The organism is Arthrobacter sp. CG_A4 (assembly GCF_035985125.1).
GTDB lineage: Bacteria > Actinomycetota > Actinomycetes > Actinomycetales > Micrococcaceae > Arthrobacter.
The window spans coordinates 65416-89110 of sequence record NZ_JAXCID010000008.1; the positions used below are offsets into that span (position 1 = coordinate 65416).

The following is a 23695-nucleotide window of genomic DNA, read 5'->3' on the forward strand; positions in this document are numbered from 1 at the left end:
AGACCCCGGTGGCCGCGGAATCCGGAGAATCACTGCTGGCGCGCAAGCGCCGTGCCCGCAGGATCAACCGGGCGCTCGCCGAACAGTATCCCTACGCGCACGCGGAGCTCGATTTCCGCAGCCCGTTCGAGCTGGTGGTGGCCACCATGCTCTCCGCCCAGACTACTGACGTGCTGGTCAACCAGATCACGCCGCTGCTCTTCGCCCGGTACCCGGACGCGCGGAGCATGGCCGAGGCGGACGCTGCCGAGCTGGAAGCCATCATCAAGCCCACCGGGTTCTTCCGCGCCAAAGCCAGGAACCTGATGGCGCTGTGCACCCGCCTTGTGGACGAGTACGACGGCGAGGTGCCGGCACGGCTCGAAGACCTGGTGACGCTCGCCGGCGTCGGGCGGAAGACCGCCAACGTGGTGCTGGGGAACGCCTTCGGCATCCCCGGCATCACGGTGGACACGCACTTCGGCCGGCTGGCGCGGCGGTTCGGCTGGACAGCGTCGGACGATCCGGTCCGGATCGAGTCCGACGCCGCCGAACTGTTCGAGCCCAAGGACTGGACCATGCTCTCGCACCGGGTGGTGTTTCACGGCCGGCGGGTCTGCCATTCCCGCAAGCCGGCCTGCGGGGCCTGTCCGGTGGCCAACTGGTGTCCCAGCTACGGGATGGGCGAGACCGACCCGGAGAAGGCAAAGAAGCTGCTGAAGTATGAGCTGGCCCCCGGCCGGGAAGAGCTGCTGGCGAAACTTCTCGCCGAGACGCATCGGGCTGCCGAAATCCGGATGGAATCGCAGAGGAAGCCCGGGTGACGGCGCGCCAGGACCTCATCGACCTCGTCGCCGCCGTGGAGGCGGGCACCGCGCCGGCGGCCGATCCGCGCTGGCGCGAACTCGTCGTCGAGCCCGGCGAACGGATCCGCCGGGCCGCCGTGCTGATGCTCCTTGGCTCGCTCGACGATGTCCCGGCGACGTCCGTCAAGTTGCTGGCCCCGGCCGATCTGGACGTCCTGCTCCTGCAGCGCGCGCAGACCCTGGACGACCACCCCGGACAGGTCGCCTTCCCCGGCGGCGGCATCGACCCCGGAGAATCGGTGATCGGCGCCGCGCTGCGCGAAGCGGAAGAGGAAACGGGGCTGGACCCTGCCGGCGTCGAGGTGCTTGGCATCATGCCTGAACTTGCGCTGCCGCGGGGGAACTTCCTGGTGACGCCCGTCCTCGGCTGGTGGGCGTCGCAGTCGCCCGTGCGCGTGGTGGACTACGGCGAATCCGCCCAGGTGTTCCGGGTCCCGGTGCGGGATCTGCTGGATCCCGACAATCGGGTGATGGCGACCGTCACCCGGGCCGGGCAGACCTTCCAAAGCCCCGCCTTCACCGTTAACGGGGTGGTGGTGTGGGGTTTCACCGGGATGATCCTGAACCAGCTGTTCGAGCAACTGGGCTGGGCGGTTCCCTGGGACCGCACGCGGCTGCAGAGCGTCGACACCTGGAGCAGGCTCGACGGCTGAGCCGGGCCGCACACATTCGGGTGGCCCCCGCGGACGCTATCCTGGCGCCGCGCGGCCGCTGGTGGGCTTTTTCGTTAGTTCGTCGGGGTCTGGGCGCGGTGGCCGGGCTCTGGGACATGCCCCTCGCCGGGGGCAGCGGGTGGACATAGCGCCATTGAGTCCGGTCCCGGGTGCAAAAAATGGACATGTCCCGCTGAACTGGCACCGGCCCGACGGGACATGCCCCGCGCCGGAGCCAGCGGATGGACATAGGGTCATTGAGTCCGGTCCCGGGTGCAAAAAATGGACATGTCCCCCGGCACGAAAAGGTCCGGGCTCCGTCTGACGCCCGACGAACTAACGAAAATGACCACTATCCTGGCGCCGCGCGGGACCTTAGCCCGTTGCCAGGCGGCCGCTTGGCAACGGCCTCCTTCTGGAGCGTGACATATCCACGATCAGCCCGGTCGCGGCGTTCTCCCGTACGGCAGTGATGCCCGCTGCCGCGGCTTTGATGGTGTTGAACAGCGGCGAAACGGCGACGACCGTTCCGTCCGGTGCCGTCAGCCTGAAGAAATACTTCTTCCCGCCGGCTTCGGCGATCTCAAAAATGCCAGCCAATGTCCTGCCTCCCCAAGTCCTTGCGTCTTTGCAACAGCCGGCGGAAGTGCCGTAATAACCACCGGTCTTTTTGAGGGTAGCTGGCGCCTCCGACACAGCACAACTCTACTGACGGGTACGTTCCGGTGGGCGGCCCCGGACGGCTATTTGGCGTTGTCGTAGGAGTCCACCACCGCCACGCTGACCGGGAATTCCACCGGGATCCGGCCGAACAGCAGTTCCTTGGCGGCAGCCGCGGCGTCCTCGATGGCGCGGATGCAGTCGTCCACAGCGTCGTCCGGGCAGTGCACCATGACTTCGTCATGCAGGAAGAAAACGAGTTCCCCGCCGGGGGTTCCGGCCGAACGCATGGCGCGCAGCCGCCGTCGTAGTTCCGCCAGCCAGCAGGCCGCCCAGTCCGCCGCGGAGCCCTGCACCACGAAGTTGCGGGTGAACCTGCCCCGCGAGCGGGCAATCGAAGCGGCCCGGCGCTGTTCCTCTGCGGTGGCGGACTGCTGGCTCTGCAGCCACTGCGCCGACGGCGGCGGGCTGCTGCGGCCCAGCCGGGAGGTGACCGTCCGGCCGGCCTCGCCCTCGCGGGCCGCCTGCTCCACGAAGCCGACGGCGCGGGGATAGGTGCGGGTCAGCTGGGGCATCAGGCGCCCGGATTCTCCGGTGGTGGCTCCGTAGATCGCGCCGAGCAGCGCTATTTTGGCCTTGGCCCGGTCACCGCCGAAACCCTGCGCGGCAATGCCGGCGTACAGGTCCTTGTCCCGCGCAGCCTCGGCCATCCTGGCATCCTGCGCCAGCGCCACGAGCACCCGGGGTTCCAGCTGTGAGGCGTCGGCAACGATCAGCTTGTGGCCGGGGTCGGCATGCACGGCGCCGCGGATCTGGCGCGGAATCTGCAGCGCCCCGCCTCCGCGGGACGCCCAGCGGCCCGAGACCACGCCGCCCACCACATACTCGGGCTGGAACCGGCCGTTCTTCACCCAGGCGTCCAGCCAGGCCCAGCCGTTGGCCGCGTGCAGGCGGGAGAGCTTCTTGAACGCCAGCAGCGGCTCGATTGCCGGGTGGCTGGACTCCTTCAGCTCCCACTGCCGCGTGGTCTTGACCTCGATCCCGTTCCGGTGCAGGGCGCGCATAAGCTCCTGCGGGGAGTCCGGGTTCAGCGAAGGGGAGTTCAGCAGCCGCCGCAACTCACCGGTGAGCTCCTCGAGCCTGGCCGGGCGGTGGCCTTGGGGCGGGCGCGGACCGAGGTAATCCGCGAGGATCTGCTCGTGCAGTTCCTCCTGCCAGGGAACGCCGGTGTGCTGCATTTCGGCGGCGATCATGGCGCCCGCGGATTCGGCGGCGAGCAGGAGCTGGAGGCGATGCTTGCGGTTGTCGGTGGGGCCTTCGACGCCGGCCCCTCCCACCTGGCTCAGCGCCTCCTGCTGGGCGGCGTATTCGGCGCGGAGCTCTGCCGGGGTGTGGCGGGGCGCCCGGCGCAGCCCGGGATCTTCAAACAGGGCGCCCTGCTCGGCGGGCGGGGGCGGCGGCTGCAGCGCCCGGGGCGGCTGGTGCAGCTCGTCGTCCTGGGTCAGTTTCTCCGCGTGCTGCGCATACGTAGTGTGGGCGGTGAACTCCGAATGTGCCAGGATCGCGCCGCACAAGGTCAGGTCGTAGCAGCGTTCCAGCTCGAGCCCGGCGGCGAGCAGGGCCGGGTACCAGTCCTGGGTGCGGTGCCAGATCCAGCGCGGACGCCGCTCTTCGAGTTCACGCACGACGCCGGCCAGTCCGGCGGCGCTGATGACACGGGGTTCGGGGGCGGCCGGGTGCGGGGCGCCGTCGGCGGTGAGTTCCTGGAGGGCTGCGCCGTCAGCGTGGGCGGCGAGCAGCATGTACATAGGGTCAATTCTGCCCTGTGGTGCGGCGGCGGTTGTCCACGCAGCTTGTCCTTTGCTTGTGCGTGGTTTCCACGCGGTTGTCACGCGGCTTGTCGTTTGCCTGGCGCCGGTTTGCCCACAGATCGCGGGCGCCGGTTTGTCCACAGATCGCGGGCGCCGGTTATCCACATAGCCCGGGGCGCCGGTTCCTGCGATCCCCCGGGGGCGGCACAGTGGTGGTATGAGCAAGCACCAGCTACCGGATGCCGCTCCGGGACCGCCCCGGGATCCGGAGCGGTGGCTGCCGGGCGAGTCGTCCGAGACTCTGCTGGTGACAGGCTTGGAGATACTGCGCGACGAGGTGGAACGCATCGTGGCAGCGGCCGGAGGCCACCTGACGACGGTGCCGGATGCCAGGGAGGCGGCGCCATATTGGGACACGGCGGCCGCGGTATTGGTAGGCAGTGACATCCGCGATCTGCCGCCGCGGCGCCGTGCCCCGGCCGTGCTCGTTGGCCTGCACGGGGACGGGGACAGCCTGTGGCACCTGGCAGTCGCCGTCGGGGCCGAACGGGTGGCTGTCCTGCCCGACGCCTCTGCTTGGCTGGCCGAGTACCTAAGCCGCTCCCGCTCGCCCGCGGCCGGCGGACGCGTGCTCGGCATCACCGGGGGCTGCGGCGGGGCCGGCGCCACCACAGCGGCCATCTGGCTGGCTCAGTCGGCCGCCCGGCATGGAGCACGGGTGCTGCTGGTGGACGGCGACCCGTGGGGCGGGGGGCTGGAACTGGCGCTTGCCGCCGAGGAAACCCCCGGCCTTCGATGGCCGGACCTGGCCCAGGCCAGCGGGAGCATCGATCCGCGCCAGCTCGCGGATTCCTTGCCAGTGGCCGGCGGATTCTCGTTCCTGTCGTGGCCGGGCAATAGGGATCGATACACCGGGGTGGACGCCGGAACTGTGGCCGGTGTCCTCGATGCGGCCCGGCGCGGCTTTGAACTCGTGCTCCTGGACATCGGCCGGGGACGTGAGGCGTTGCGGGCCTTCGCCTGGGAGTGTGACCGGATAGTTGTCGTTGCTCCCGCCCAGCTGCGCGCGGCCGTGGCAACGGCGCGGCTTCTGCAGGAACTTCCTCCGGTGGACACCGCCCTGGTGGTCCGGGGGAAACCGGGGGCCGCGTTGGACGGAGCCCTGATTGCCGAGTCTGTCGGGCTGCCCATGCACGGGATCATGCCGGAAGTCAGGGGCGCCGCGGCCGCGACAGAGCTCGGACGACTGCTGGACACCGGGCGCCGGCGCAGGGTCCGGCGGTTCGCCGATGTGGTGCTCCACCTCGGCGGTGAAAATACAGGATGAGCGCATATTTGGGGCCGCGGCGGCCCGATTGGGCGCTTGAGGCCAGCTCCGGCGTCCCGCAGTTCGGTGCGGGTGCCCGCAGCCCGGTAGATGCACGGCTGCTGGAGTCGGTCCGCGAGTCCGTGATGTCCGACGCCGGGCCCGTCACCGCGTCCCGGGTCGCCGCCGCCGTGCAATCGACTGGACGGCTTCTCGGAACGGCCGGCGCACTGGCCGCGGTCGAGAGTATCAGTGCCGAACTGAACGGCCTGGGCCCGCTCCAGGCCCTCACCCGGGATCCCGCCGTGACGGACATCTTCGTCAACGGGCCGGATGCCGTCTGGCTCGATCGCGGCAACGGCCTGGAAAGGGCACCTGTCACCTTCACCGGGGAGCCGCAGATCCGCGCCCTCGCAGCCCGGCTGGTGGCAGCCGGCGGGCGCCGCCTTGATGATGGCTCTCCTTGCGTGGATGTCAGGTTGGCAGGCGGCTACCGGATCCATGCCGTGCTGCCGCCGATCTCCACCGCGGGAACCCTCCTCAGCATCAGGATCCGGCGCGAAAAGGTGTTCTCGATGGAGGAGCTGCGGACGCTCGGCATGTTCGGCCAGCTCATCCGGCAGATACTGGAACGCCTGGTCGAGCGGCGTTTGAGCTTCCTGATCAGCGGCGCCACCGGTTCGGGCAAGACGACGCTTCTCGCCACGCTCCTTGGCCTGTGCCAGCCGGGCGAACGACTCGTCCTGATCGAAGACGCGTCCGAGCTGAACCCCGTCCACCCACATGTCGTCTCGCTGGAGTCCCGGCACGGGAACCTCGAGGGCGGGGGAGTGGTGGATCTGGGCGAGCTCGTCCGGCAGGCCTTGCGCATGCGTCCCGACCGGCTGGTTGTGGGGGAGTGCCGGGGCTCGGAAGTCCGGGATCTGCTGACGGCCATGAACACCGGTCACTCCGGCGGGGGCGGGACGATCCACGCCAACACCGCGGCCGCCGTCCCCGCCCGGCTGACGGCACTGGGGGCTCTCGCCGGCATGGCCCCGGATGCAGTGCGCCTGCAGGCGGTCAGTGCCCTGGATGCCGTGATCCACGTGGAACGGGCCGGAAACCGGCGGCTCGTGGCAGCCGTTGGAGTGCTGCAGGAGAACGACGCGGGGCTGGCCGTCAGCGCAGCGTTGGACGTCCTGGCCGGCGGGATCCGCTTCGGGCCGGCGTGGCCGCAACTGGCGGACAGGCTGGGGCTGGACCTCTCTGCAGCTGCGAACGCCGCCGCGCCCGACGAAGCGCGTACGCCGGACGTAACAGTAGTTCTGGAGGGCACCGTTGTTCCGGAGGGCACACTTTTTCCGGACGGCACAGGATTGCCGACGGGACCTCGCCGCGGCCGCCGCTCCGGGAGACTGGGGTGACGGCCGCCCTGGTCGGGGTCCTGGCTGTCGCGGTGTTTCTGGCGCTCTCACCGCCGGCGATTTCAGGCAGCCGGATCCGGGCGGCGCTTGCCGTCCCGCGCGACTCGTTGGCGGGGACAGTGGTTTCCCGCCCCGGGCGGTGGTTCGCAGGCAGGACTCTGCCGGGGCGGACGCGCCGGGCGGCGCCACACGTGCCCATGACGGTGGTCGTCCAGCAATTAGCCGCACTTCTCAAGGGCGGCCGCATACCCTCGAGGCTGTGGGATGAGTTGTGGACCCTCTACGGAGGGAATTCTTCGCCTGACACACGGATGGAGCGCAACTCCGGCCGCGGAGCCGGGCTGGCCCCGGCCTCTGTGTCCATGCTTGCCGCCGCCCGCTCGGCGGCAATGCGCGGGTCTCCCGTGGGCGCGGCTATCCGCACCGCGGGTGCCGGGCCCGGCGGAAGGGGCACACGGAAGGTGGGTCGGGGCAGCCTCGCGGGAAACGATCGCAGGGTGTGGGCCGAACTCGCCGCATGCTTCGACATTGCCGAGGCGAGCGGCTGCCCGCTGGCGGACGTGCTGACGCGGTTCGCGGCGCAACTCGACGCCGAGGACGATGCAGAGGCCGCCCGCCAGACGGCTCTTGCCGGGCCCAGGGCGACGGTCCGGCTGCTCACCTGGTTGCCGGTCCTGGGTCTGGGGCTGGGTATGTTGCTGGGCGTGGATCCTCTGCGGAGCCTGCTGGGCACCCCGCTCGGGACGGCGGCGCTCGCCGCGGGCCTTGCCCTCACCGCTGCGGGGCGGATCTGGTCCGCCAGACTGGTCCGGTCGGCGGCCGGGTCGCAGCGGTGACTGCTGGCGTCGGCGGTCTCGCACTGATGGCGATTCTGCTGGCCGCAGCTGTGACGGCGTATGGCGGCCGCCGCCGGGTTCGCCGGAGACTCAACCGCCAGCTTGTGGATCGTGCTGACGCCTCAGACCCTCGAGTCTTCGGCGAGGGGTCCAAGACCGTCGTCATCGGCGACGCCGGCCTGCGCGACACGGCCATGCTCCTGGAACTGATCGGCGCGATGTTGGACGCGGGAACGGGCATCGGCCGTTCGCTGGAGCTGGTGGCGGCGCTGGCTGCACCTGAAATCGGTGTCCCGCTGAGGCCCGTCGTCTCGGCGCTCGCCATTGGCGCCGGCTGGGACACGGCCTGGCGCAGCTCAAGCGTCCGCTCACCCGGACTTCTTGCCCTGCGCGACGCCGTGGGCTTCGCCGCGCTCACCGGGGCGCCATCCTCGGCCATACTCTATGCCCAGGCTGCCCGGATACGCCGCGAACAGTTCAGGGCTGCCGAGAAACAGGCGGCAGCCCTGGGCGTGAAACTGGTCGTCCCGCTGGGTCTTTGTTCTTTGCCAGCCTTCGTATGCCTCGGCGTTGTGCCCGTGCTGCTGGCGATGCTGCCGTCGTAGGCCGGAATAACGTTGAAGCCAGAGCCGCCGCCACGCATCCCGCCGCGATATCCCGCCCTGCCGCCGCCACATCCCGCACTGTCGCCGCGGTACCGCGCCCTGCCGCCGCCGTATCCCGCACTGCCTCCGCGGCCACACCCGCCCTGCCGCCGCCACATCCCGCACTGTCGCCGTCACCTGGACTCACTCGCGCCAGTCCAAACCGCTCTTCCACAGGCCGTGCCTCCACAACCCCGCCATTGAGGTGGTTATCCACTTGGCCAGGATCGGCCCTTACCCGCCGGTGCCCGAACAGGAAGAGTCGAAGCAACCGGCGGTTCCGCCGGAGATCCAAGAAAGGAAAGCACATGCCGATCAACCAGTATGTCTCCGCCCGCAGCCGCACCGCCGCCGCCGAAACAGGAGCCGCCGAGGTGCGTGAGATCTATCCGGGCGCCAGCGCCGCGGAGCCGGTCCCGCCTGGCCGGCCCGGAAGGCTCTTTGGTTCCGAGGCCGGGATGGCAACAGCCGAATACGCGATCGCCACCTTGGCAGCGGTGAGCTTCGCGGGGATTCTCGTGTTCATCATGCGCAGTGACGAAGTCCGCGGGTTCCTGCTGAATCTCATCCGCACGGCGCTCGCCTTGCCATGAGCTGCAGGTGGCAGGACCGGGAGGAATCACCGTCAGACGATCCCCGGTCCGCGGGGCTCCTCGGCTGTGCGGTCCCCGCAGGGTTCTGGGCGTGTGGCCGAACATCCGGGCGCCTGACCACGGGCGGCCATGCCCCGCCTCGAAGGACCCCGGGACGGCGGGCATGCCGCGGGGCAGCGGCGACGCCCCCGGCTGGCCGCGTCTCGTGGCGGCCGTGCTCGGACGGCGGTAGATGCCGCGGCGCGGTGACGGCCGAATTCGCCGTGGCCCTGCCGGCCGTGCTGCTCCTGCTCGCCCTGCTGTTGGCCGGTTCGGCCGCGGGAGTGACACAGCTGCGGCTCGAGGAAGCGGCACGGGCCGGCGCGCGTGCACTGGCCCGTGGTGAGGATGCCGCGGCCGTGGACGCCATCGTCCGCCGTCTTGCCGGCGACTCGGCAGCTTCAGCCGTGGCATTCGAGGGTGAATGGCTCAGTGTTACGGTTTCCGGCCGCGTTTCCGGAACTGTCGGTTCGCTGCTGCCGTGGACCCTCTCGGCCCGGGCCTGGGCCCGGGGCGAACCGTCCAAGCCTTACGCCGCGGCCCCTGTTGAGGACACCGCGCACGACATCGCGCAGGACACCGCGCACGCGCAGCCACGAAGGCAGGCTGCGTGAACAGGCAGAGAAGTCCGGGCATAACGCGGGGGCAGCTGCAGCGCGGCTCGGGGACAGTGCTGGCGCTCGTATTGGGGCTGGTGGTCATTATGGCGTCAGCCCTGATCGTTTTGCTGGGGCAATCGGCGGCAATGGCATCCCGGGCAGCGGCTGCCGCCGATCTGGCGGCCCTGGCGGCCGCGGATGCCGCACGCGGAATCACGCCGGGTGAGCCCTGCGCCGTTGCCGGGGAGGTGGCGGGCCGGAACAACGCCGCACTCCTCAGCTGTTTCGAAGGTGCCGGGGGAACGGTGCAGGTCCGCACCGAACTCCAGGTCAGAACGTTCCTGGGTGCGGCCACCGGACAAGCCAGAGCCGGGCCGCCGCCGTAGTCTGCGTCGATCGTGTTCCGGCCGCGTTGCACGGCGGGGACGGGGAGCTGCCCGCTCAGCGGGGGTGGCCCGCCGGCTGCACCGCAGTGGCCTGGCCCGGCTGCCCGGCCCGCATCTGGTCTGTGGCGTCCTTCAGCAGCACATCGATTAGCGTGACGGCGGCGTCCTTGTCGAGGGGGTTGTTCTTGTTCCCGCACTTGGGCGACTGCACGCAGGAGGGGCAGCCGGACTCGCATTCGCAGGCCTTTATCGCATCGCGTGTGGCGGACAACCACACCCGGGCCTTATCGTAGCCGCGCTCGGCGAAGCCGGCACCGCCGGGGTGTCCGTCGTACACAAAGATGGTGGGCACACCGGTGTCGGAGTGGAGGGCCGTTGATACCCCGCCGATGTCCCAGCGGTCGCTGGAGGCTACCAGCGGAAGGAGCCCGATAGCCGCGTGTTCAGCGGCGTGCAGGGCGCCGGGGAACTGTGCCTCGATCAGCCCGGCGCCGGTCAGCGAGCGGTTGTCCATAACAAACCACACGGCCTTGGTGAACAGGTCCCTGGCGCCCAGCTGCAGGGGCTCTTCACCGAGGATCTCATTCGAGATCAGTGCCTTGCGCTGGAAGGAGACCACCTGCGTGGTCACCAGCACGTCCCCGAAATGCACGGCCACGTCGCCCCACTGTGTGGTGCGCTGTGTTTCGAGGACCTCGATCTGGGTCACGTCCCGCGCCGTGGTGTAGTAGTCCGGGTTCGCCCGGCGCACGATCACGCAGTGATCATCCTCGTTCAGCTCCTCCACAACATAGCTCTCGCCCTGGTGGACATAAACGGCGCCGGTGTGGGCCTGGTAGTGCGTCTGCGGGGAATCCATCGTCCCGAGCAGGGAACCGGTATCGGCGTCGACGATACTCACCGGGCCGCCGCCGTCGGCCCTCAGGTTCACCATGGCTGCAGCGCTCTGCGGATGGGTCCAGAACCATCCGGCGGGGCGCCGGCGCAGGTACCCCTGGGCCACCAGCTGGTCTAGGAGCCCCTCGGCTGTCCCGCCGAAGAGGTCCAGTTCGGCGTACCCCAGCGGCAGCTCGGCGGCGGCGGCGCACAGGTGCGGCCCCAGCACATAGGGGTTGGAGGGATCGAAGACCGTTGCCTCGACCGACACATCAAAGATCGCCTCGGGGTGGTTCACCAGATAGGTGTCCAGCGGGTCATCGCTCGCCACGAACGCTGCGATGGCGTCCTGCCCGGCGCGGCCCGCCCGGCCGATCTGCTGGAACAACGACGCGCGGGTACCCGGCCAGCCGGCGACCAGCACCGCGTCGAGCCCGGAGATGTCGATGCCGAGTTCCAGGGCCGAGGTGCTGGAGACGCCCAGCAGCTCGCCGGAGCGGAGGGATTTCTCCAGGGCCCGCCGTTCCTCCGGCAGGTAGCCCGAGCGGTAGGCCGCCACCCTCTGCGGCAGGCTTGGATCCACCTCGTCCAGGAGGCGTTTAGTGATCGACGCGATGGTCTCGGCGCCGCGCCGGGACTTGATGAAGGCAATGGTCCGGACCCGGGAGGACACCAGGTTGGCCAGCAGATCCGCGGTTTCAGCCACAGCGGATCGGCGTTCCTTCGCGCCGTTTTCGCCGCGGAGCTCGGTCAGGGCCGGCTCCCAGAACGCCACCGTGGTGGAGCCGTGCGGCGAGGTATCCTCGGAGACGGCCCGCACCGGCGCCCCGATAAGCCGGCCGAAGGAGGTCCCGGGCTCGGAGGCCGTTGCGGAGGCCGCGATGAACACAGGCCCGGACCCGCCGGGGTTGTAATAGGCGCAGATGCGGCGCAGCCGGCGCATCAGGTTGGCCACGTGCGATCCGAAAACGCCGCGGTAGCTGTGGGCCTCGTCGACGATCACATAGCGAAGCCGGCGGAAGAACCGCGCCCACCAGGGATGGTTCGGGAGTATTCCGAAGTGCAGCATGTCCGGATTGGCCAGGATGAAATTCGCGTGGTCCCTGATCCATCGCCGGGAGGCGGGATCGGTATCCCCGTCGTAGGTCTCGGCCCGGACGGTCGGGAGCCCCAGCGCCCGGAGGGCGGCCAGCTGGTCGGCGGCGAGGGCCTTCGTCGGGGACAGATAGAGGGTGACGGCGCCGTCGTCGTGGATCTTGCCGGGATCGGCGAGGACCCGCAGCTCTGACCGGTGGATCGCGTCCAGCGCCGGCAGCTGGTAGGCGAGCGATTTTCCGGATGCGGTGCCGGTGGCTATGACCACGTGCCCGCCGGCGTGGGCCAGCTCGGCGGCCTGGATCTGGTGGCGGTACGGCTCGTGGATCCCCAGGGCTCCGTAGGCGGTGACCAGATCGGGGTGGGCCCACGCTGGCCAGGTCGCATGGACGGCCTGACGGGCGGGGATGGTGCGCACATGACGGAGCTGTTCCGGGTTCTGGCCGCGGCCCAGCAACGGAATCAGGGACTCATGTGGGTTCACTTGTACATTCTTTCACCCCGGCTGCAATCGCCCGGGCGAGGTACAGCACTTCAGCCGACCGACAGGTCCGCGCCCTCATCCGAGGCGGAGAGCATCAGGACGTGGCACACCGTGCGCCAGCCGAGGTGTGAATACAGCTTCTGGCCGTCGAGCGAGGCGAGCAGCAGCCCGGTTTCGACGTCGTGCTCGAATGCCTGGGCGGCGAGAGCCCGCATGATGAAGCTGCCGAGCCCGCGGCGCTGGTAGCCGGGCCCGGTGACGATCTTGTCGAAAATCGCTGTGTGGTCCACCACCAGGACACGTCCGCTCGCGGCCACCTCCTCGCCGGCGTTGACCACTGCATGGTGCACGCCGTCCGCTTTTGACGGCACCCACGTAAGGTCGTCATCCGGAAGCCAGGGGTCCTCGGAATCCTGGGTCTCCATGTCAACGATCATCATCGTCTGGGAGGCCGAGGTGACATTGAGACCGTGTTCCGCTGCCAGGAAGGTGTACCGCGCTGCGTCGTTGGTGAGGATGGTCAGGATCCGGGCGGGCACTTCGGCCGTCGCCGCGGCCAGCGCCGCGAACTCCGCAGCGGAGGGATCATGAGCGAAGAATTCCCACTCGTGGGTGGTGTCCGCACGCAGGGCAGCGGGGAAGCGGCCCTCTCTGCGGGTCGCGTAGCCCCGGCAACCGGCCCAGCCGGTGACCCAGATTTCCAGCAGGTGGGTGGTGTCTTCAACCATGGCGTCCAGACTCATGAGATGAGCGTATTCCAGCCCCGCTGCAAGCAACAGGGGCCGGGTCGGGGAACCGGGCCTGCGTAGGCAATTGTGACCGCGGCGGCGTCCGCGGTTGGAGCCGGGTCTCTGGTTGTTGCCGGCCGGTACCCATAAACCGGTACCCTTAAATACGTGGCGTTGAATAAATACGTGGCTTTGAACCGAATTGTGCTCTTTTACGGGTTTACCCCTCTGCCGGATCCGGACGCCGTCCGGCTCTGGCAACGCGCCCTGTGCGAGAAACTCGGACTGACCGGGCGCATCATCATCTCCAAAGACGGCATCAACGCGACCGTCGGCGGCGGGCTGAACGCGGTCAAGCAGTACGTGAAGACCACCCGCGAATACAAGGGCTTCCACGGCATCGACGTCAAGTGGTCCGACGGCGGCGCTGAGGACTTCCCGCGGCTGAGCGTAAAGGTGCGGGACGAGATCGTGTCCTTTGGCGCCCCGGGTGAGCTCAAAGTCGATGCCACCGGTGTGGTGGGCGGCGGCGTACACCTCGCGCCAGAGGAACTGCACGAACTTGTGGCGGCCAGGAAGGAATCCGGCGACGAGGTGGTGTTTTTCGACGGGCGCAACGGCTTTGAGGCCCGGATCGGCAAGTTCAAGGACGCTATTGTCCCGGACGTCGCCACCACGCATGACTTCATCAAGGAACTCGACTCGGGCAAGTACGACACGCTCAAGGACAAGCCGATCGTCACCTACTGCACCGGCGGCATCCGTTGCGAGGTGCTTTCCAGCCTAATGATGAACCGCGGCTTCAAAGAGGTCTACCAGCTCGACGGCGGGATCGTCCGCTACGGTGAGGCCTTCAAGGACCAGGGTCTCTGGGAAGGCTCCCTCTATGTTTTCGACAAGCGCATGCACCTCGAATTCAGCGAGGACGCCACGACCATCGGCGAATGCGTCCGCTGCTCCGCACCCACGAGCAAATTCGAGAACTGCTCCAACCAGGCCTGCCGGACCCTCACCCTCTACTGCTCCGGGTGTGCCGCCGACCCGGAGACGCTGCGTTGCCCGGAAGGCTGCGTCGCCTGATTTCCCGCGGACCCCGGGCCCGCGCAACTTCCCCCGGGCCCCGGGCCCGCACAAACTTCCCGCGGACCCTGGACCCCCGCACAGGCGCCGTTCACACCTGGATCCCGGCCGGACCTGCGTCAGATCCGGCTCACGCGGTAGGCGAAGTTTGCGGCCGCGTCCGCATCGACCGTGACGGTGAGGATGGCGTCGGCGGACAGATGGACCACATTCACCCGTGAGGTCCCGCACCGCAGGCTCAGGTCCACCAGATCGTCGTCACCCTTGCCGACGCTGAAAGAAACACGCTTCGTGCTCCGGCAGGCGAGGGTCAGCGCGTAGCTTCCTTTGGGCATCAGGGTGGTATTTTGCCGGTGTTCCTCGTCGGCTTCCAGGGAGCCGTGGCCGGTCTGGAAGACCTGGCCCTTGGCGTCGGGCAACACTTGCGCAACCCACGCGTCCAGTTCCGCCCCGATGACAGGCTGGTTCAGCCCGGGGTCCCGTGGAAGGGCCGCATTCGTGAAAGCAGTGGCCGACGGTAAGGAGCCACCTTCTCTTGAGAGGCCTTCGTCGTATTCGTACGCGCAACCGGCCAGTCCTGCGCCGAGGGTCAGCACAGAACAGACTAGGACGGCGGTTGCCGCGATACGCGTCCGCGGTCCCCGCGTTGCCGACGCAAGGGGCATACCCTGACTTTAGGCCCGGCGGGCAAAGAACACCAGAGCCTAACGGCACTGCCGGCGGGCAGGGATCGGGCCCCATGGCCGGTCCGCCGCGGGATCCACGGGCGCCAGGCCGACGTCGTCCGCATAACCGCATCCGGCCGGTGGCAACGCCGGCTGTTACGCCGCAGGCGCGAGGTGGTAGCCGTAAATGAGCGGCGCGTCCACGCTCGTCGCGCTGATCTCTACCGTGCCTGCGTCGGGCACCTTGATGCGGGCTGTTTCGCGGCTTCCGTTGCAGGCTGCCCCCGCTTCCGCCAGCCTGGTGCCGTTGAGGGAAACGCTGAAGAAGGCCTTGCCGCCGCCGTCGCAGCTCATGGTCAGCGTATAACTGCCGGCCTGCACTCCCGAGGCGGCCCTCACGATCGGATCGCGGGTGAGGATTTTGCCCGCGTCCTCCAGCACAATCCTGTCGGCCGGCGGCAGCGCGGTGGCCTTCCATGACGGAACATCGGCGGATTCGATGGAACCGGGTTGGGAGCACGCCGACCCGGCCAGGACGACGGCGGCGCAGGCGGCCGCGCCGGCGAATCTCAGCCGAAGCGCCGGCGGGCCCGACGGGCGAGGGGAACGGAAAGCCATTCCTCCAACCTACCGCGTGGGAACGGTGCCCCGGCCCGGCCTCGCGGCCCCGGCCCGGCCCCGCGCCGCAGAGTCCCCGGGTGCCCCTTGACCTTGACGCGACGTCAAGCTTTAGAGTCGGAGGACAGGTCCTACGAACACGGGAGCCAGGAGGAGGGCCGCATGGACTGGTCTGTGCAACAGATCGCAAAGCTCGCCGGCACCACCAGCCGGACCCTGCGTCATTATGACCACATCGGGTTGCTCAGCCCCAGCCGCACCGGTGACAACGGCTATCGGTACTACGACCAGACGGCGCTCGTGCGGCTGCAGCGCATCGTGCTCCTGCGTGGGCTCGGGCTTGGGCTGCCTGCGGTCGCCGAAGTGCTCGGTCATGAGCCGGACGCGGAGAAGGCACTGGGCCGCCATCTGGAATGGCTGCGCCAGGAACAGGACCGGCTGGCCCGGCAATTGCCTCGGTCCAGCACACCATCGAAGCAGTGAAAGAAGGAGGAGGGATCATGGCGGAGAAGGTGTTCGACGGCTTTGACCACACCCGGTACAAGGACGAGGTGGAGGATCGCTGGGGTGAGGACACGTATGCCACTTCCGACGCCTGGTGGCGCGGAATGGGTGCGGCCGGGAAGAACGCGTGGAAGCAGCGTTCCCAGCAACTGGGCAACGACTGGATCGCGGCGGCGCAATCGGGCGCCGCTCCGGACAGCGAGACGGCCCAGTACCTGGCTCGTCGCCACGTCGAATGGCTCGCCGGCATTCCCGGGACGCCCGCGACGGGGCTCGGCACAGGCAGCAACAAAGAGGTGAAGGGCTACGTGACCGGACTCGGCGAGATGTACGCAGCCGATCCCCGCTTCGCCGCGAACTACGGCGGTGAAGCCGGGGCAGCCTTCGTCCGCGACGCGCTGCGGGTCTACGCCGAGAAGCACCTCTAAACTTGACGGGGTGACTCCCTCAACGCAATTCACGGCCGGCAACACCCCCGACGCACCCCGCAGCGACCTCAACGGGCCGCTTACATCGCTCGCCGCCGACCTGCGGACCATCGGCTACACGGTCGACGGCGTGGCGGAGCTGCTCGGTCCGGCCGCGCACGCCGCTCTCAGCCGGGACCAGCTCGTCCCCGCCCTCATTGTCACCGAACGCGCCCACCAGGGCGGGCCGACGACGGCGGCGCTCGCCGCCGTCGTCCGCTTGTGGCTGCTGGCCGAACCGCAGCGGACCGGGACGCTCGACGCCGCCCTGCCCGGCGTCCGCACGGCCGGACTGCTGGACCTCGGCCTCGTGGAACCTTCCCCGACGGGCCTGATCCAGGCAAAGGTGGACCTGCGGCCGTACGGCTGGGACCCGACCGTCGGGGACGACGGAGCCGGCAGTGGCGGGGCGGACCTGTGGGTGGCCAGCGACCTTGCCGCCCACCAGCGCCCCGGTGTGCTGCGCCACGATCACGTGCTGGGGATCGGTCAGGCGTCCACCACCCTGGTGCAGGTCACCGCGCGCCGGCATGTGGCCCGCGCACTGGACCTCGGTACCGGCTGCGGGATCCAGACGTTCCACCTGCTGCACCACGCGGACCACGTGACGGCCACCGACATCTCCGAACGCGCGCTGGCCTTCACCCGCTTCAACTTGGCTCTCAACGCCGAAGCACTGCATTTGGACCCCGCGGACCTGGAAAGCCGGGTCAGCCTGCGTCTGGGCTCCCTGCTCGAACCCGTCGCGGGCGAGGAGTTCGAGCTGGTGGTCTCCAACCCGCCGTTCGTCATCACGCCCCGCAGCGTCGGGGAGGCCGCGGCGGACCAGTTCACCTACCGCGACGGCGGACTCCCGGGGGACGAGATCGTAGCCGCGCTCGTCTCAGCGCTGCCCTCGGTGCTCGCTCCGGCCGGAACAGCCCAGCTTTTGGGTAACTGGGAGATTCCGGCGGGGGTTGTCTGGGCTGAACGGCCGCAAAGCTGGGCCAGTCCGGACATGGACGTGTGGTTCATCCAGCGCGAGCAGGTTGGCCCGCAACAGTACGCCGAGACCTGGCTGCAGGACGCCTCAGAGTCCCGCGACGGCCGGCTGTACCAGGACTCGTACGCCGCATATCTGGACGACTTTGCCTCGCGGAATGTGGCGTCGATCGGCTTTGGGATGATCTGGCTGCGGCGTCCGGCGGGAGGCTCGACGCCGGTGATGTCCCGCTTTGAGGAGATCACCTATCCGATCGAGCAGCCCGCGGGCCCGCACCTGGGCGCCGCCGTCGAGCGCGCCGACTGGCTGGCAGCCCACGATGTGGCCGCCGCGCACCTGCTGGTTGCCGAGGACGTCACCGAGGAACGGCACCAGCGGCCCGGCGCCGAACACCCCGGCGTTATCCTGCTGCGCCAGGGTGCCGGTCTGCGCCGCACCAACCTGCTGAGCACCGAGCTGGCCGGCTTCGTTTCAGCGTGCGACGGCGATCTCTCCGTCGGTCAGATCATCGGCGCCCTCGAGGCTTTGCTGGGCGGGCATGAGGGGTTCGACGCCGGGGCCTTCCGAGGCAGGCTGCTCGCCGAGGTGGCGAACCTGCTCCGGGACGGCTTCCTGCTGCCCGCCTGACACCTTCGGGGCGGCCGGGCCGGCTGACGTCTGCTGCCCGCCTGACACGTTCGGGCGGCCGCCGGGGATCCGGCAGGCAAGTTCTGACGTACCTCATTCGCCGGCGGCGAAGTGCTCCCCTGCAGGGGAGGTGTCAAGCGTTTCTTTCATAGTTTGGCGGTGCTCGGTAGACTTGTGGGGTGAATGCAGAAACCCCAGCGGCGGAGTCGCCGGTGCCGCCGGCCGTCGGACGCCGGCCGCGCCCGGAAAAGAAAGTGAAAATCACCGATCCGAAGGCGATCCGGGCTTTGGCCCACGCCGCCCGGCTGGAAGTCATTTCCGAACTGTATGCGACCCAGGCGAGCCGGACGGCCACCGAACTGGCCGCCCAGACGGGCCTCACGCCAAGCGCTATGAGCTACCACCTGCGCGCCCTGCAGAAATGGGGCATCGTGGTGCCGGCCGCCACCGCCGGCGACGCCCGCGAACGCCGCTGGCAGGCCGCCGGCACCGACTTCACCATCAACTCCGGCGGGGGAGTGGCGAGCCCCGAGTTCGCCGTGCTCGACCTGGAGCTCGACGCCTACCGCCGCCGTGTCAATGCCTACGCTAAGACCCGGGACGAGCGCCGCCGGCGCGGCGAACTCGCGGACAGCCCCTCGTCCGTGGTGCTGGCCAGCAACCTTCTGTACCTGACGCCGGCCCAGCGGGCCGAGCTGACCGAGAAGCTCTTCGACCTGCTGAAGGACTATGAGCTTGAAGACCCGGACCGGATTCCGGCAGGCACCCAGCGCATGGCGACGATGTGGTCGATGATTCCGGATGACCGCGGCCCGGCCGCCGCACCGGCACCCGGAACGGCTGCCGCGGGCCCAACCGGAACGGCCGCCGCGGGCCCCGCCGGAACGGCTGCCGGACCTGCCTGAGGCTGGTTCTCGCGGTGCCGGGACGGGCTGCTTCATTGCGTCCGGAAGCCGGGCCCGGAGACCTGCGTTTTCTACCTGAATGCGCGGGAACCCGTAAAAATATGGTGAACTAGGCGGGTATGGGCGCATCTGCCCGAGCAACCTTTTTCTGTAGGAGCACCGTGCCAAGCAAGGCCAAAACCGGTAAGAAACTCGTGATCGTGGAGTCTCCCGCCAAGAGCAAGACCATCGCCAAGTACCTCGGCGAAGGCTTCATCGTCGAGGCCTCCATTGGTCACATCCGTGACCTCCCGCAGCCTTCAGAGCTCCCCGCGGATCTGAAGAAGACCTCGGTGGGCAAGTTCGCCGTCGACATCGACAATGACTTCAAGCCCTATTACGTGGTGTCCCCGGACAAGAAGAAAAAGGTCGCCGAGCTCAAGGCCCAGCTCAAAGACGCTGACGCTCTCTACCTCGCAACCGATGGGGACCGCGAAGGCGAGGCCATCGCGTGGCACCTGCTGGAAGTGCTCAAGCCCAAGGTTCCGGTCTACCGGATGACCTTCGGTGAAATTACCAAGGAAGCCATCCACCGCGCCATGGAGAACCTGCGCGATGTGGACCAGGACCTGGTGGACGCCCAGGAAACCCGCCGCGTCCTGGACCGCCTCTACGGCTACGAGATCTCCCCGGTGCTGTGGCGCAAGGTGGCGCGCGGGCTGTCCGCCGGGCGTGTGCAGTCGGTGGTGACCCGCATGGTGGTGGACCGCGAGCGGGAGCGGATGGCCTTCCGGGCCGCCTCCTACTGGGACCTGACCGGCCAGTTCGGCGCCGGGTCCGGCTCGTTCAAGGCCAAACTGGCCATGGTCGACGGCGCGAGGGTAGCGAGCGGCCGCGACTTCAGCGACGGCGGCGAGCTCACCTCACGCAACGTCGTGCACCTCAACGAGGACCTCGCCACGTCCCTCTCAGCGGGCCTGCAGGACGCCGATTTCCGTGTCCGCTCTGTCGACACCAAGCCCTACACCCGCCGCCCCACCGCCCCGTTCACTACCTCCACGCTGCAGCAGGAGGCCGGCCGCAAGCTCCGCTTCTCCTCGAAGAGCACCATGCAGGTGGCCCAGCGCCTGTACGAAAACGGCTACATCACCTATATGCGTACGGACTCCTCCGCGCTGAGCAACGAGGCCATCACGGCCGCGCGGCGCCAGGCATCCGAGCTGTACGGCCCGGAGTACGTGCCCCAGTCACCGCGGGTGTACAGCGGCAAAGCAGCGAACGCGCAGGAGGCCCACGAGGCCATCCGCCCCGCCGGTGACTCCTTCCGCACCCCGGCCCAGGTGGCCAAGCAGCTCTCCGGCGACGAATTCCGGCTCTACGAGCTCATCTGGAAGCGCACCGTCGCCTCGCAGATGGCCGACGCCAAGGGCTCCACCGCCACCATCCGCCTCGGCGCCATGACTGTAGGCGGCGCCGCGGACCGCAGGGATGCCGAATTCTCGGCCTCCGGCACCGTCATCACCTTCCCCGGCTTCCTTTCCGCCTACGAAGAAGGCAAGGACGAGAGCCGCGGTGACGACGAATCCGAGGAAGCGCGCCGGCTGCCGAACGTGGCCAAAGGCGACGCGCTGACCGCCTCGGAGATTGCAGCCGTCGGCCACGAGACCTCGCCGCCGCCGCGGTTCACGGAAGCCTCACTGACCGCCGAGCTGGAAAAGAAGGGCATCGGACGGCCGTCCACCTACGCCTCCACCATCTCCACGATCCAGGACCGCGGCTACGTCCGGAAGCAGGGCTCGGCCCTGGTCCCCAGCTGGATCGCGTTCTCCGTGGTCCGGCTGCTCGAACAGCACTTCCACGACTATGTGGACTACGAGTTCACGGCCGATATGGAAGCGGACCTGGACAAGATCGCCAACGGCCAGGCCACGGGTACCACCTGGCTCAAGCACTTCTACTTCGGCGAAGACTCCGATCCCGGGCTGCTAAGCATCGTCAACAACCTTGGCGAGATCGACGCCCGCGACATCAACTCCATTCCGATCACCGAGGGCATCACCCTGCGCGTGGGCAAGTTCGGCCCGTATCTGGAAAGCTCCGTCCCCACGGTGGATCCGAAGACCGGCGAAGTGGTGGAGGCCGCCCGCGCCAACGTCCCGGAGGATCTGGCCCCGGACGAGCTGACGGCCGCCAAGGCGATCGAGCTGATGGAAACCGCGGCCCCCGAGGAGCGTGTGCTCGGCGCGGATCCGCACACCGGGCATACCGTCGTGGCCAAGAACGGCCGCTACGGTGCCTACGTCACCGAGGTCATCCCCGAGATGACCGACGAGCAGATCGCCAACCAGCCGGTGGAGTATTACAAGAACGGCAAGCCGAAGCCGCCGAAAAAGCCCGTCAAGGCCAAGCCGCGCACCGGGTCCCTGTTCGCCTCCATGAGCGTGGACGCTGTCACCCTGGACGAGGCACTGCAGCTCATGAGCCTGCCCCGGGTGCTCGGTCAGGATGCCGAGGGCAACCCGATCACAGTCCAGAACGGCCGCTTCGGCCCGTACCTGAAGAAGGGCACGGACTCGCGGTCCATCGGCTCGGAAGAGGAAATCTTCACGATCACGATTGAGGCGGCAGAGGAGATTTACTCCCAGCCCAAGCAGCGTGGGGCACGCGCCGCCGTACCGCCGCTGGCGGAGTTCGGCCCGGACCCGGTCTCGGAGAAGAACATCGTGGTGAAGGAGGGCCGCTTCGGCCCGTACATCACCGACGGCATCACCAATATCACCGTCCCGCGCACCACCGAAGTCGAGGAACTCACGCGGGAACGCGCCGTCGAACTCCTTGCGGAGAAGCGCGCCAAGGGGCCGGTCAAGCGGACGACGGCGGCCCGCAAGGCGCCCGTTCGCAAGGCCGCCGCAAAGAAGTAGGGGGTGCTGCCGTTTGCGGTGCCGCACGCAACGTGATCGAGTAGGAGCATGACTGAACAGCCCGATCATCTGGACCTGCAGCCGCTGAACGACCTCGAGGAGGAGCTCGCCCGGGGGGAGCAGCCGGACGCCAACCCGGTTGACGTCATCCTCGCCTTCCTCAACAACGAGGTTTACATCGTCAGTTCCGATGCGCTCGAGGGCCCCGATGCCCAGATCGAGCCGCTGGTGCTCGCAAATTCCGCCGGCAACCCTGTCCTGGCCGTGTTCTCCCACCCAAGCCGCGTCACTGAGCAGTACCTGGCCGCCGCCCCCAACGTGCTGGGCACCCAGGGTGCCGCAGTCCTCGGCAATCTCGGGGAAGAACTCGGCATGGTCATCAATCCCGGTGCCGCATTCGGCTTCGAAATCGATCCGGAAGGCGTGGCCAGCATCCGCCGCGACTTCAAGCCAAGCGAAGATCCGGCGGATGCTCCCGGGGACGACGTCGAGCCGGCCTAGCGGTTAGGCCAGCCGCTGCCGCGGGGGAATAATGGCACCATGCGTCTAGGCGTCCTCGACATCGGCTCCAATACTGTTCACCTCCTGCTGGTGGACGCCCACCCCGGCGCGCGCCCGGTGCCCTTCGCGTCGCATAAGCGGCCGCTGTCCCTCGTGCAGTTCCTCGAGAGCGACGGAAGTATCAATGACGCAGGCCAGCATGAGCTGGTCGAATTCATCCTTGAAGCCCGGGAATTCGCGGCGAGACACAAGGCCGACGACCTCCTGGCGTTCTGTACCTCAGCCCTCCGCGAGGCCACCAACGGACCCGCCGTACTGGCCCGCGTCAAGCAGGAAACCACGGTCACGCTCCGAGAACTCACCGGCAGCGAAGAAGCCTCCATGACCTTCTTCGCCGTGCGCCGCTGGTACGGCTGGGGAGCCGGTGCCATCCTGAACCTGGACATCGGCGGCGGATCCTTCGAGATGGCCTACGGCGAGGACGAACTCCCCGAACTCGCGACGTCCGTCCCGCTCGGGGCGAGCCGGCTCACCCGCGACTGGCTGGCCGAGGACCCGCCCTCGGCCAGGAGCGTCAAGGAGCTGCGCCGTTACATCCGGGCCACGCTCAAGCCGGTGGCGCGGGACTTTGAGAAGCTGGGCAAGGCGAACCATGTGGCGGGCACCTCTAAAACGTTCCGCTCGCTGGCCCGGATCGCCGGGGCCGCGCCGAGCGGCGCCGGCCCCTATGTCAAGCGCGAACTTTTCGCAGCCGATGTGGGGCTTTGGGCCCAGCGCATCTCGGCGATGGAGGTGGAGGACAGGCTGCACCTTCCCGGCGTCTCTGAAGCCCGCGCCGCCCAACTGCTGGCCGGGGCCCTGGTGGCCGAAGCAGCACTGGAGCTTTTCGAGTTCACCAGCATAGAGATCTGCCCCTGGGCGCTGCGTGAAGGTCTCATTCTCCGGCGCCTGGACCAGCTCGTCTTCGAGGGCCCGCTGGAGCCGGTGCTGCACGTCGTCCAGGGGCCTCCGGCCGAGACTCCGGCGCCGGAAGCTCAGCCGCCGGACGCTCAGCCGCCGGTCGCGGCAACTATGGACGCGGGCTAGCACCGGACGCGGGTCAGAGATCATCTTCGTTAGCTCGTCGGGGGTCAGACGGAGCCTGGACCTTTTCGCACCGGGGGACATGCGCATTTTTCGCACCCGGGACCGGACACAATGGCCCTATGTCCATCCGCAGCCCCCGGCGCGGGGCATGTCCCTTTGAGCGAGTGTCCAGTCCTGCGGGACATGCGCATTTTTCGCACCCGGGACCGGACACAATGGCACTATGTCCATCCGCTGGCCCCGGCGCGGGGCATGTCCCAGAGTCCGGCGACTGCGCCCAGACCCCCGACCACCTGACGAGAATGCCCACTAGCACCGGAGGCGGATTAATATGGAAAGCGCCGGGCGGCTTCGCAGAAGGAGCTGGGGGAACTCTTCTGCAGCCACCCGGCGCCACGC

General features: G+C 68.6%; 21 protein-coding genes and 1 pseudogene. 16 read left to right on the forward strand and 6 right to left on the reverse strand.

Going from position 1 to position 23695, the window contains the following annotated elements:
- The first annotated feature begins 8 nt into the window (after positions 1 to 8).
- Together nth and RCH07_RS05410 are read left to right on the forward strand one after the other, a co-directional pair.
- Positions 9 to 803 carry an endonuclease III gene (gene nth / locus RCH07_RS05405; protein ID WP_326966453.1) on the forward strand — a complete coding sequence of 265 codons (795 nt, stop codon included), beginning with the start codon at positions 9 to 11 and terminating at the stop codon, positions 801 to 803.
- Positions 800 to 1498 (forward strand): NUDIX hydrolase, encoded by a 699-nt coding sequence (locus RCH07_RS05410; protein WP_326966454.1) that lies wholly within the window; start codon positions 800 to 802, stop codon positions 1496 to 1498. The genes nth and RCH07_RS05410 overlap by 4 nt, the downstream gene beginning before the upstream one ends.
- Positions 1499 to 1873: 375 nt before the next feature.
- Here the strand turns inward: RCH07_RS05410 and RCH07_RS05415 are convergent, their stop codons facing one another.
- Together RCH07_RS05415 and RCH07_RS05420 are read right to left on the reverse strand one after the other, a co-directional pair.
- Complete coding sequence (locus RCH07_RS05415) at positions 1874 to 2194, reverse strand: YegP family protein (protein WP_326966455.1); 321 nt, start codon at positions 2192 to 2194, stop codon at positions 1874 to 1876.
- Between the two features lie 47 nt (positions 2195 to 2241).
- A complete protein-coding gene (locus RCH07_RS05420; protein ID WP_326966456.1) occupies positions 2242 to 3966 on the reverse strand; it encodes a bifunctional 3'-5' exonuclease/DNA polymerase in 1725 nt (574 codons plus the stop codon).
- 220 nt (positions 3967 to 4186) lie between these two features.
- Here RCH07_RS05420 and ssd point away from each other — a divergent pair, with 220 nt between their 5' ends.
- From ssd to RCH07_RS05455, 7 genes are all read left to right on the forward strand, one after another.
- Entirely contained in the window at positions 4187 to 5296 is a 1110-nt protein-coding gene (gene ssd, locus RCH07_RS05425) for a septum site-determining protein Ssd (RefSeq protein ID WP_326966457.1), read from the forward strand.
- A gap of 125 nt (positions 5297 to 5421) precedes the next feature.
- Positions 5422 to 6681 (forward strand): TadA family conjugal transfer-associated ATPase, encoded by a 1260-nt coding sequence (locus tag RCH07_RS05430; protein WP_442784776.1) that lies wholly within the window; start codon positions 5422 to 5424, stop codon positions 6679 to 6681.
- Positions 6678 to 7517, forward strand: coding sequence for a hypothetical protein (locus tag RCH07_RS19260; protein ID WP_442784775.1), 840 nt, complete (start codon positions 6678 to 6680; stop codon positions 7515 to 7517). The genes RCH07_RS05430 and RCH07_RS19260 overlap by 4 nt, the downstream gene beginning before the upstream one ends.
- Complete coding sequence (locus tag RCH07_RS05440) at positions 7514 to 8122, forward strand: type II secretion system F family protein (protein ID WP_326966460.1); 609 nt, start codon at positions 7514 to 7516, stop codon at positions 8120 to 8122. Before RCH07_RS19260 ends, RCH07_RS05440 begins: the two co-directional genes overlap by 4 nt.
- A gap of 347 nt (positions 8123 to 8469) precedes the next feature.
- Positions 8470 to 8754, forward strand: a complete 285-nt coding sequence (locus RCH07_RS05445) for a DUF4244 domain-containing protein (protein ID WP_326966461.1) — start codon at positions 8470 to 8472, stop codon at positions 8752 to 8754.
- Positions 8755 to 8999: 245 nt separating this feature from the next.
- A complete protein-coding gene (locus RCH07_RS05450) occupies positions 9000 to 9407 on the forward strand; it encodes a TadE family type IV pilus minor pilin (protein WP_326966462.1) in 408 nt (135 codons plus the stop codon).
- On the forward strand, positions 9404 to 9778 hold the full coding sequence (locus RCH07_RS05455; protein ID WP_326966463.1) for an Rv3654c family TadE-like protein: 375 nt from the start codon (positions 9404 to 9406) through the stop codon (positions 9776 to 9778). Before RCH07_RS05450 ends, RCH07_RS05455 begins: the two co-directional genes overlap by 4 nt.
- Before the next feature lie 55 nt (positions 9779 to 9833).
- Here RCH07_RS05455 and RCH07_RS05460 read toward each other — a convergent pair whose 3' ends face one another.
- Both RCH07_RS05460 and RCH07_RS05465 read right to left on the reverse strand, forming a co-directional pair.
- A complete protein-coding gene (locus RCH07_RS05460) occupies positions 9834 to 12233 on the reverse strand; it encodes a DEAD/DEAH box helicase (protein ID WP_326966464.1) in 2400 nt (799 codons plus the stop codon).
- Between the two features lie 50 nt (positions 12234 to 12283).
- Positions 12284 to 12976, reverse strand: a complete 693-nt coding sequence (locus tag RCH07_RS05465; protein ID WP_326966465.1) for a GNAT family N-acetyltransferase — start codon at positions 12974 to 12976, stop codon at positions 12284 to 12286.
- 171 nt (positions 12977 to 13147) lie between these two features.
- Between RCH07_RS05465 and trhO the strand changes: the two genes are divergently transcribed.
- The gene (gene trhO / locus RCH07_RS05470) at positions 13148 to 14041 is read left to right on the forward strand and encodes an oxygen-dependent tRNA uridine(34) hydroxylase TrhO (RefSeq protein ID WP_326966466.1); all 894 of its coding nucleotides are present in this window, start codon (positions 13148 to 13150) and stop codon (positions 14039 to 14041) included.
- A 119-nt stretch (positions 14042 to 14160) separates the two neighbouring features.
- On the opposite strand, the gene RCH07_RS05475 is transcribed toward trhO, so the two are convergent.
- A complete protein-coding gene (locus RCH07_RS05475; RefSeq protein WP_326966467.1) occupies positions 14161 to 14706 on the reverse strand; it encodes a DUF6023 family protein in 546 nt (181 codons plus the stop codon).
- 156 nt (positions 14707 to 14862) lie between these two features.
- Positions 14863 to 15324 (reverse strand): hypothetical protein, encoded by a 462-nt coding sequence (locus tag RCH07_RS05480; protein WP_326966468.1) that lies wholly within the window; start codon positions 15322 to 15324, stop codon positions 14863 to 14865.
- Between the two features lie 162 nt (positions 15325 to 15486).
- Here RCH07_RS05480 and RCH07_RS05485 point away from each other — a divergent pair.
- The 6 genes and pseudogenes from RCH07_RS05485 to RCH07_RS05510 all read left to right on the forward strand — a co-directional run bounded on the left by RCH07_RS05485 (position 15487) and on the right by RCH07_RS05510 (position 23296).
- Positions 15487 to 16256 (forward strand): annotated as a pseudogene (locus RCH07_RS05485) (MerR family transcriptional regulator).
- Positions 16257 to 16266: 10 nt separating this feature from the next.
- Positions 16267 to 17904 carry a DUF7059 domain-containing protein gene (locus RCH07_RS05490; RefSeq protein ID WP_326966469.1) on the forward strand — a complete coding sequence of 546 codons (1638 nt, stop codon included), beginning with the start codon at positions 16267 to 16269 and terminating at the stop codon, positions 17902 to 17904.
- 179 nt (positions 17905 to 18083) lie between these two features.
- Positions 18084 to 18809 (forward strand): ArsR/SmtB family transcription factor, encoded by a 726-nt coding sequence (locus tag RCH07_RS05495; RefSeq protein ID WP_326966470.1) that lies wholly within the window; start codon positions 18084 to 18086, stop codon positions 18807 to 18809.
- 161 nt (positions 18810 to 18970) lie between these two features.
- Positions 18971 to 21709 (forward strand): type I DNA topoisomerase, encoded by a 2739-nt coding sequence (gene topA / locus RCH07_RS05500; protein WP_326966471.1) that lies wholly within the window; start codon positions 18971 to 18973, stop codon positions 21707 to 21709.
- A gap of 48 nt (positions 21710 to 21757) precedes the next feature.
- Entirely contained in the window at positions 21758 to 22210 is a 453-nt protein-coding gene (locus tag RCH07_RS05505) for an SseB family protein (RefSeq protein WP_326966472.1), read from the forward strand.
- A gap of 39 nt (positions 22211 to 22249) precedes the next feature.
- Positions 22250 to 23296 carry a Ppx/GppA phosphatase family protein gene (locus tag RCH07_RS05510; protein ID WP_326966473.1) on the forward strand — a complete coding sequence of 349 codons (1047 nt, stop codon included), beginning with the start codon at positions 22250 to 22252 and terminating at the stop codon, positions 23294 to 23296.
- Positions 23297 to 23695: the final 399 nt, after the last annotated feature.

What these genes read in the sequence shown, in the direction of transcription:
- RCH07_RS05505 (WP_326966472.1), top strand. Translation starts at nt 21,758, where the DNA reads ATGACTGAACAGCCCGATCATCTGGACCTGCAGCCGCTGAACGACCTC.
- ssd (WP_326966457.1), top strand. Translation starts at nt 4,187, where the DNA reads ATGAGCAAGCACCAGCTACCGGATGCCGCTCCGGGACCGCCCCGGGAT.
- RCH07_RS05465 (WP_326966465.1), bottom strand. Translation starts at nt 12,976, where the DNA reads ATGAGTCTGGACGCCATGGTTGAAGACACCACCCACCTGCTGGAAATC.
- RCH07_RS05445 (WP_326966461.1), top strand. Translation starts at nt 8,470, where the DNA reads ATGCCGATCAACCAGTATGTCTCCGCCCGCAGCCGCACCGCCGCCGCC.
- RCH07_RS05475 (WP_326966467.1), bottom strand. Translation starts at nt 14,706, where the DNA reads ATGCCCCTTGCGTCGGCAACGCGGGGACCGCGGACGCGTATCGCGGCA.
- RCH07_RS05430 (WP_442784776.1), top strand. Translation starts at nt 5,422, where the DNA reads ATGTCCGACGCCGGGCCCGTCACCGCGTCCCGGGTCGCCGCCGCCGTG.
- RCH07_RS05480 (WP_326966468.1), bottom strand. Translation starts at nt 15,324, where the DNA reads ATGGCTTTCCGTTCCCCTCGCCCGTCGGGCCCGCCGGCGCTTCGGCTG.
- RCH07_RS05510 (WP_326966473.1), top strand. Translation starts at nt 22,250, where the DNA reads ATGCGTCTAGGCGTCCTCGACATCGGCTCCAATACTGTTCACCTCCTG.
- RCH07_RS05420 (WP_326966456.1), bottom strand. Translation starts at nt 3,966, where the DNA reads ATGTACATGCTGCTCGCCGCCCACGCTGACGGCGCAGCCCTCCAGGAA.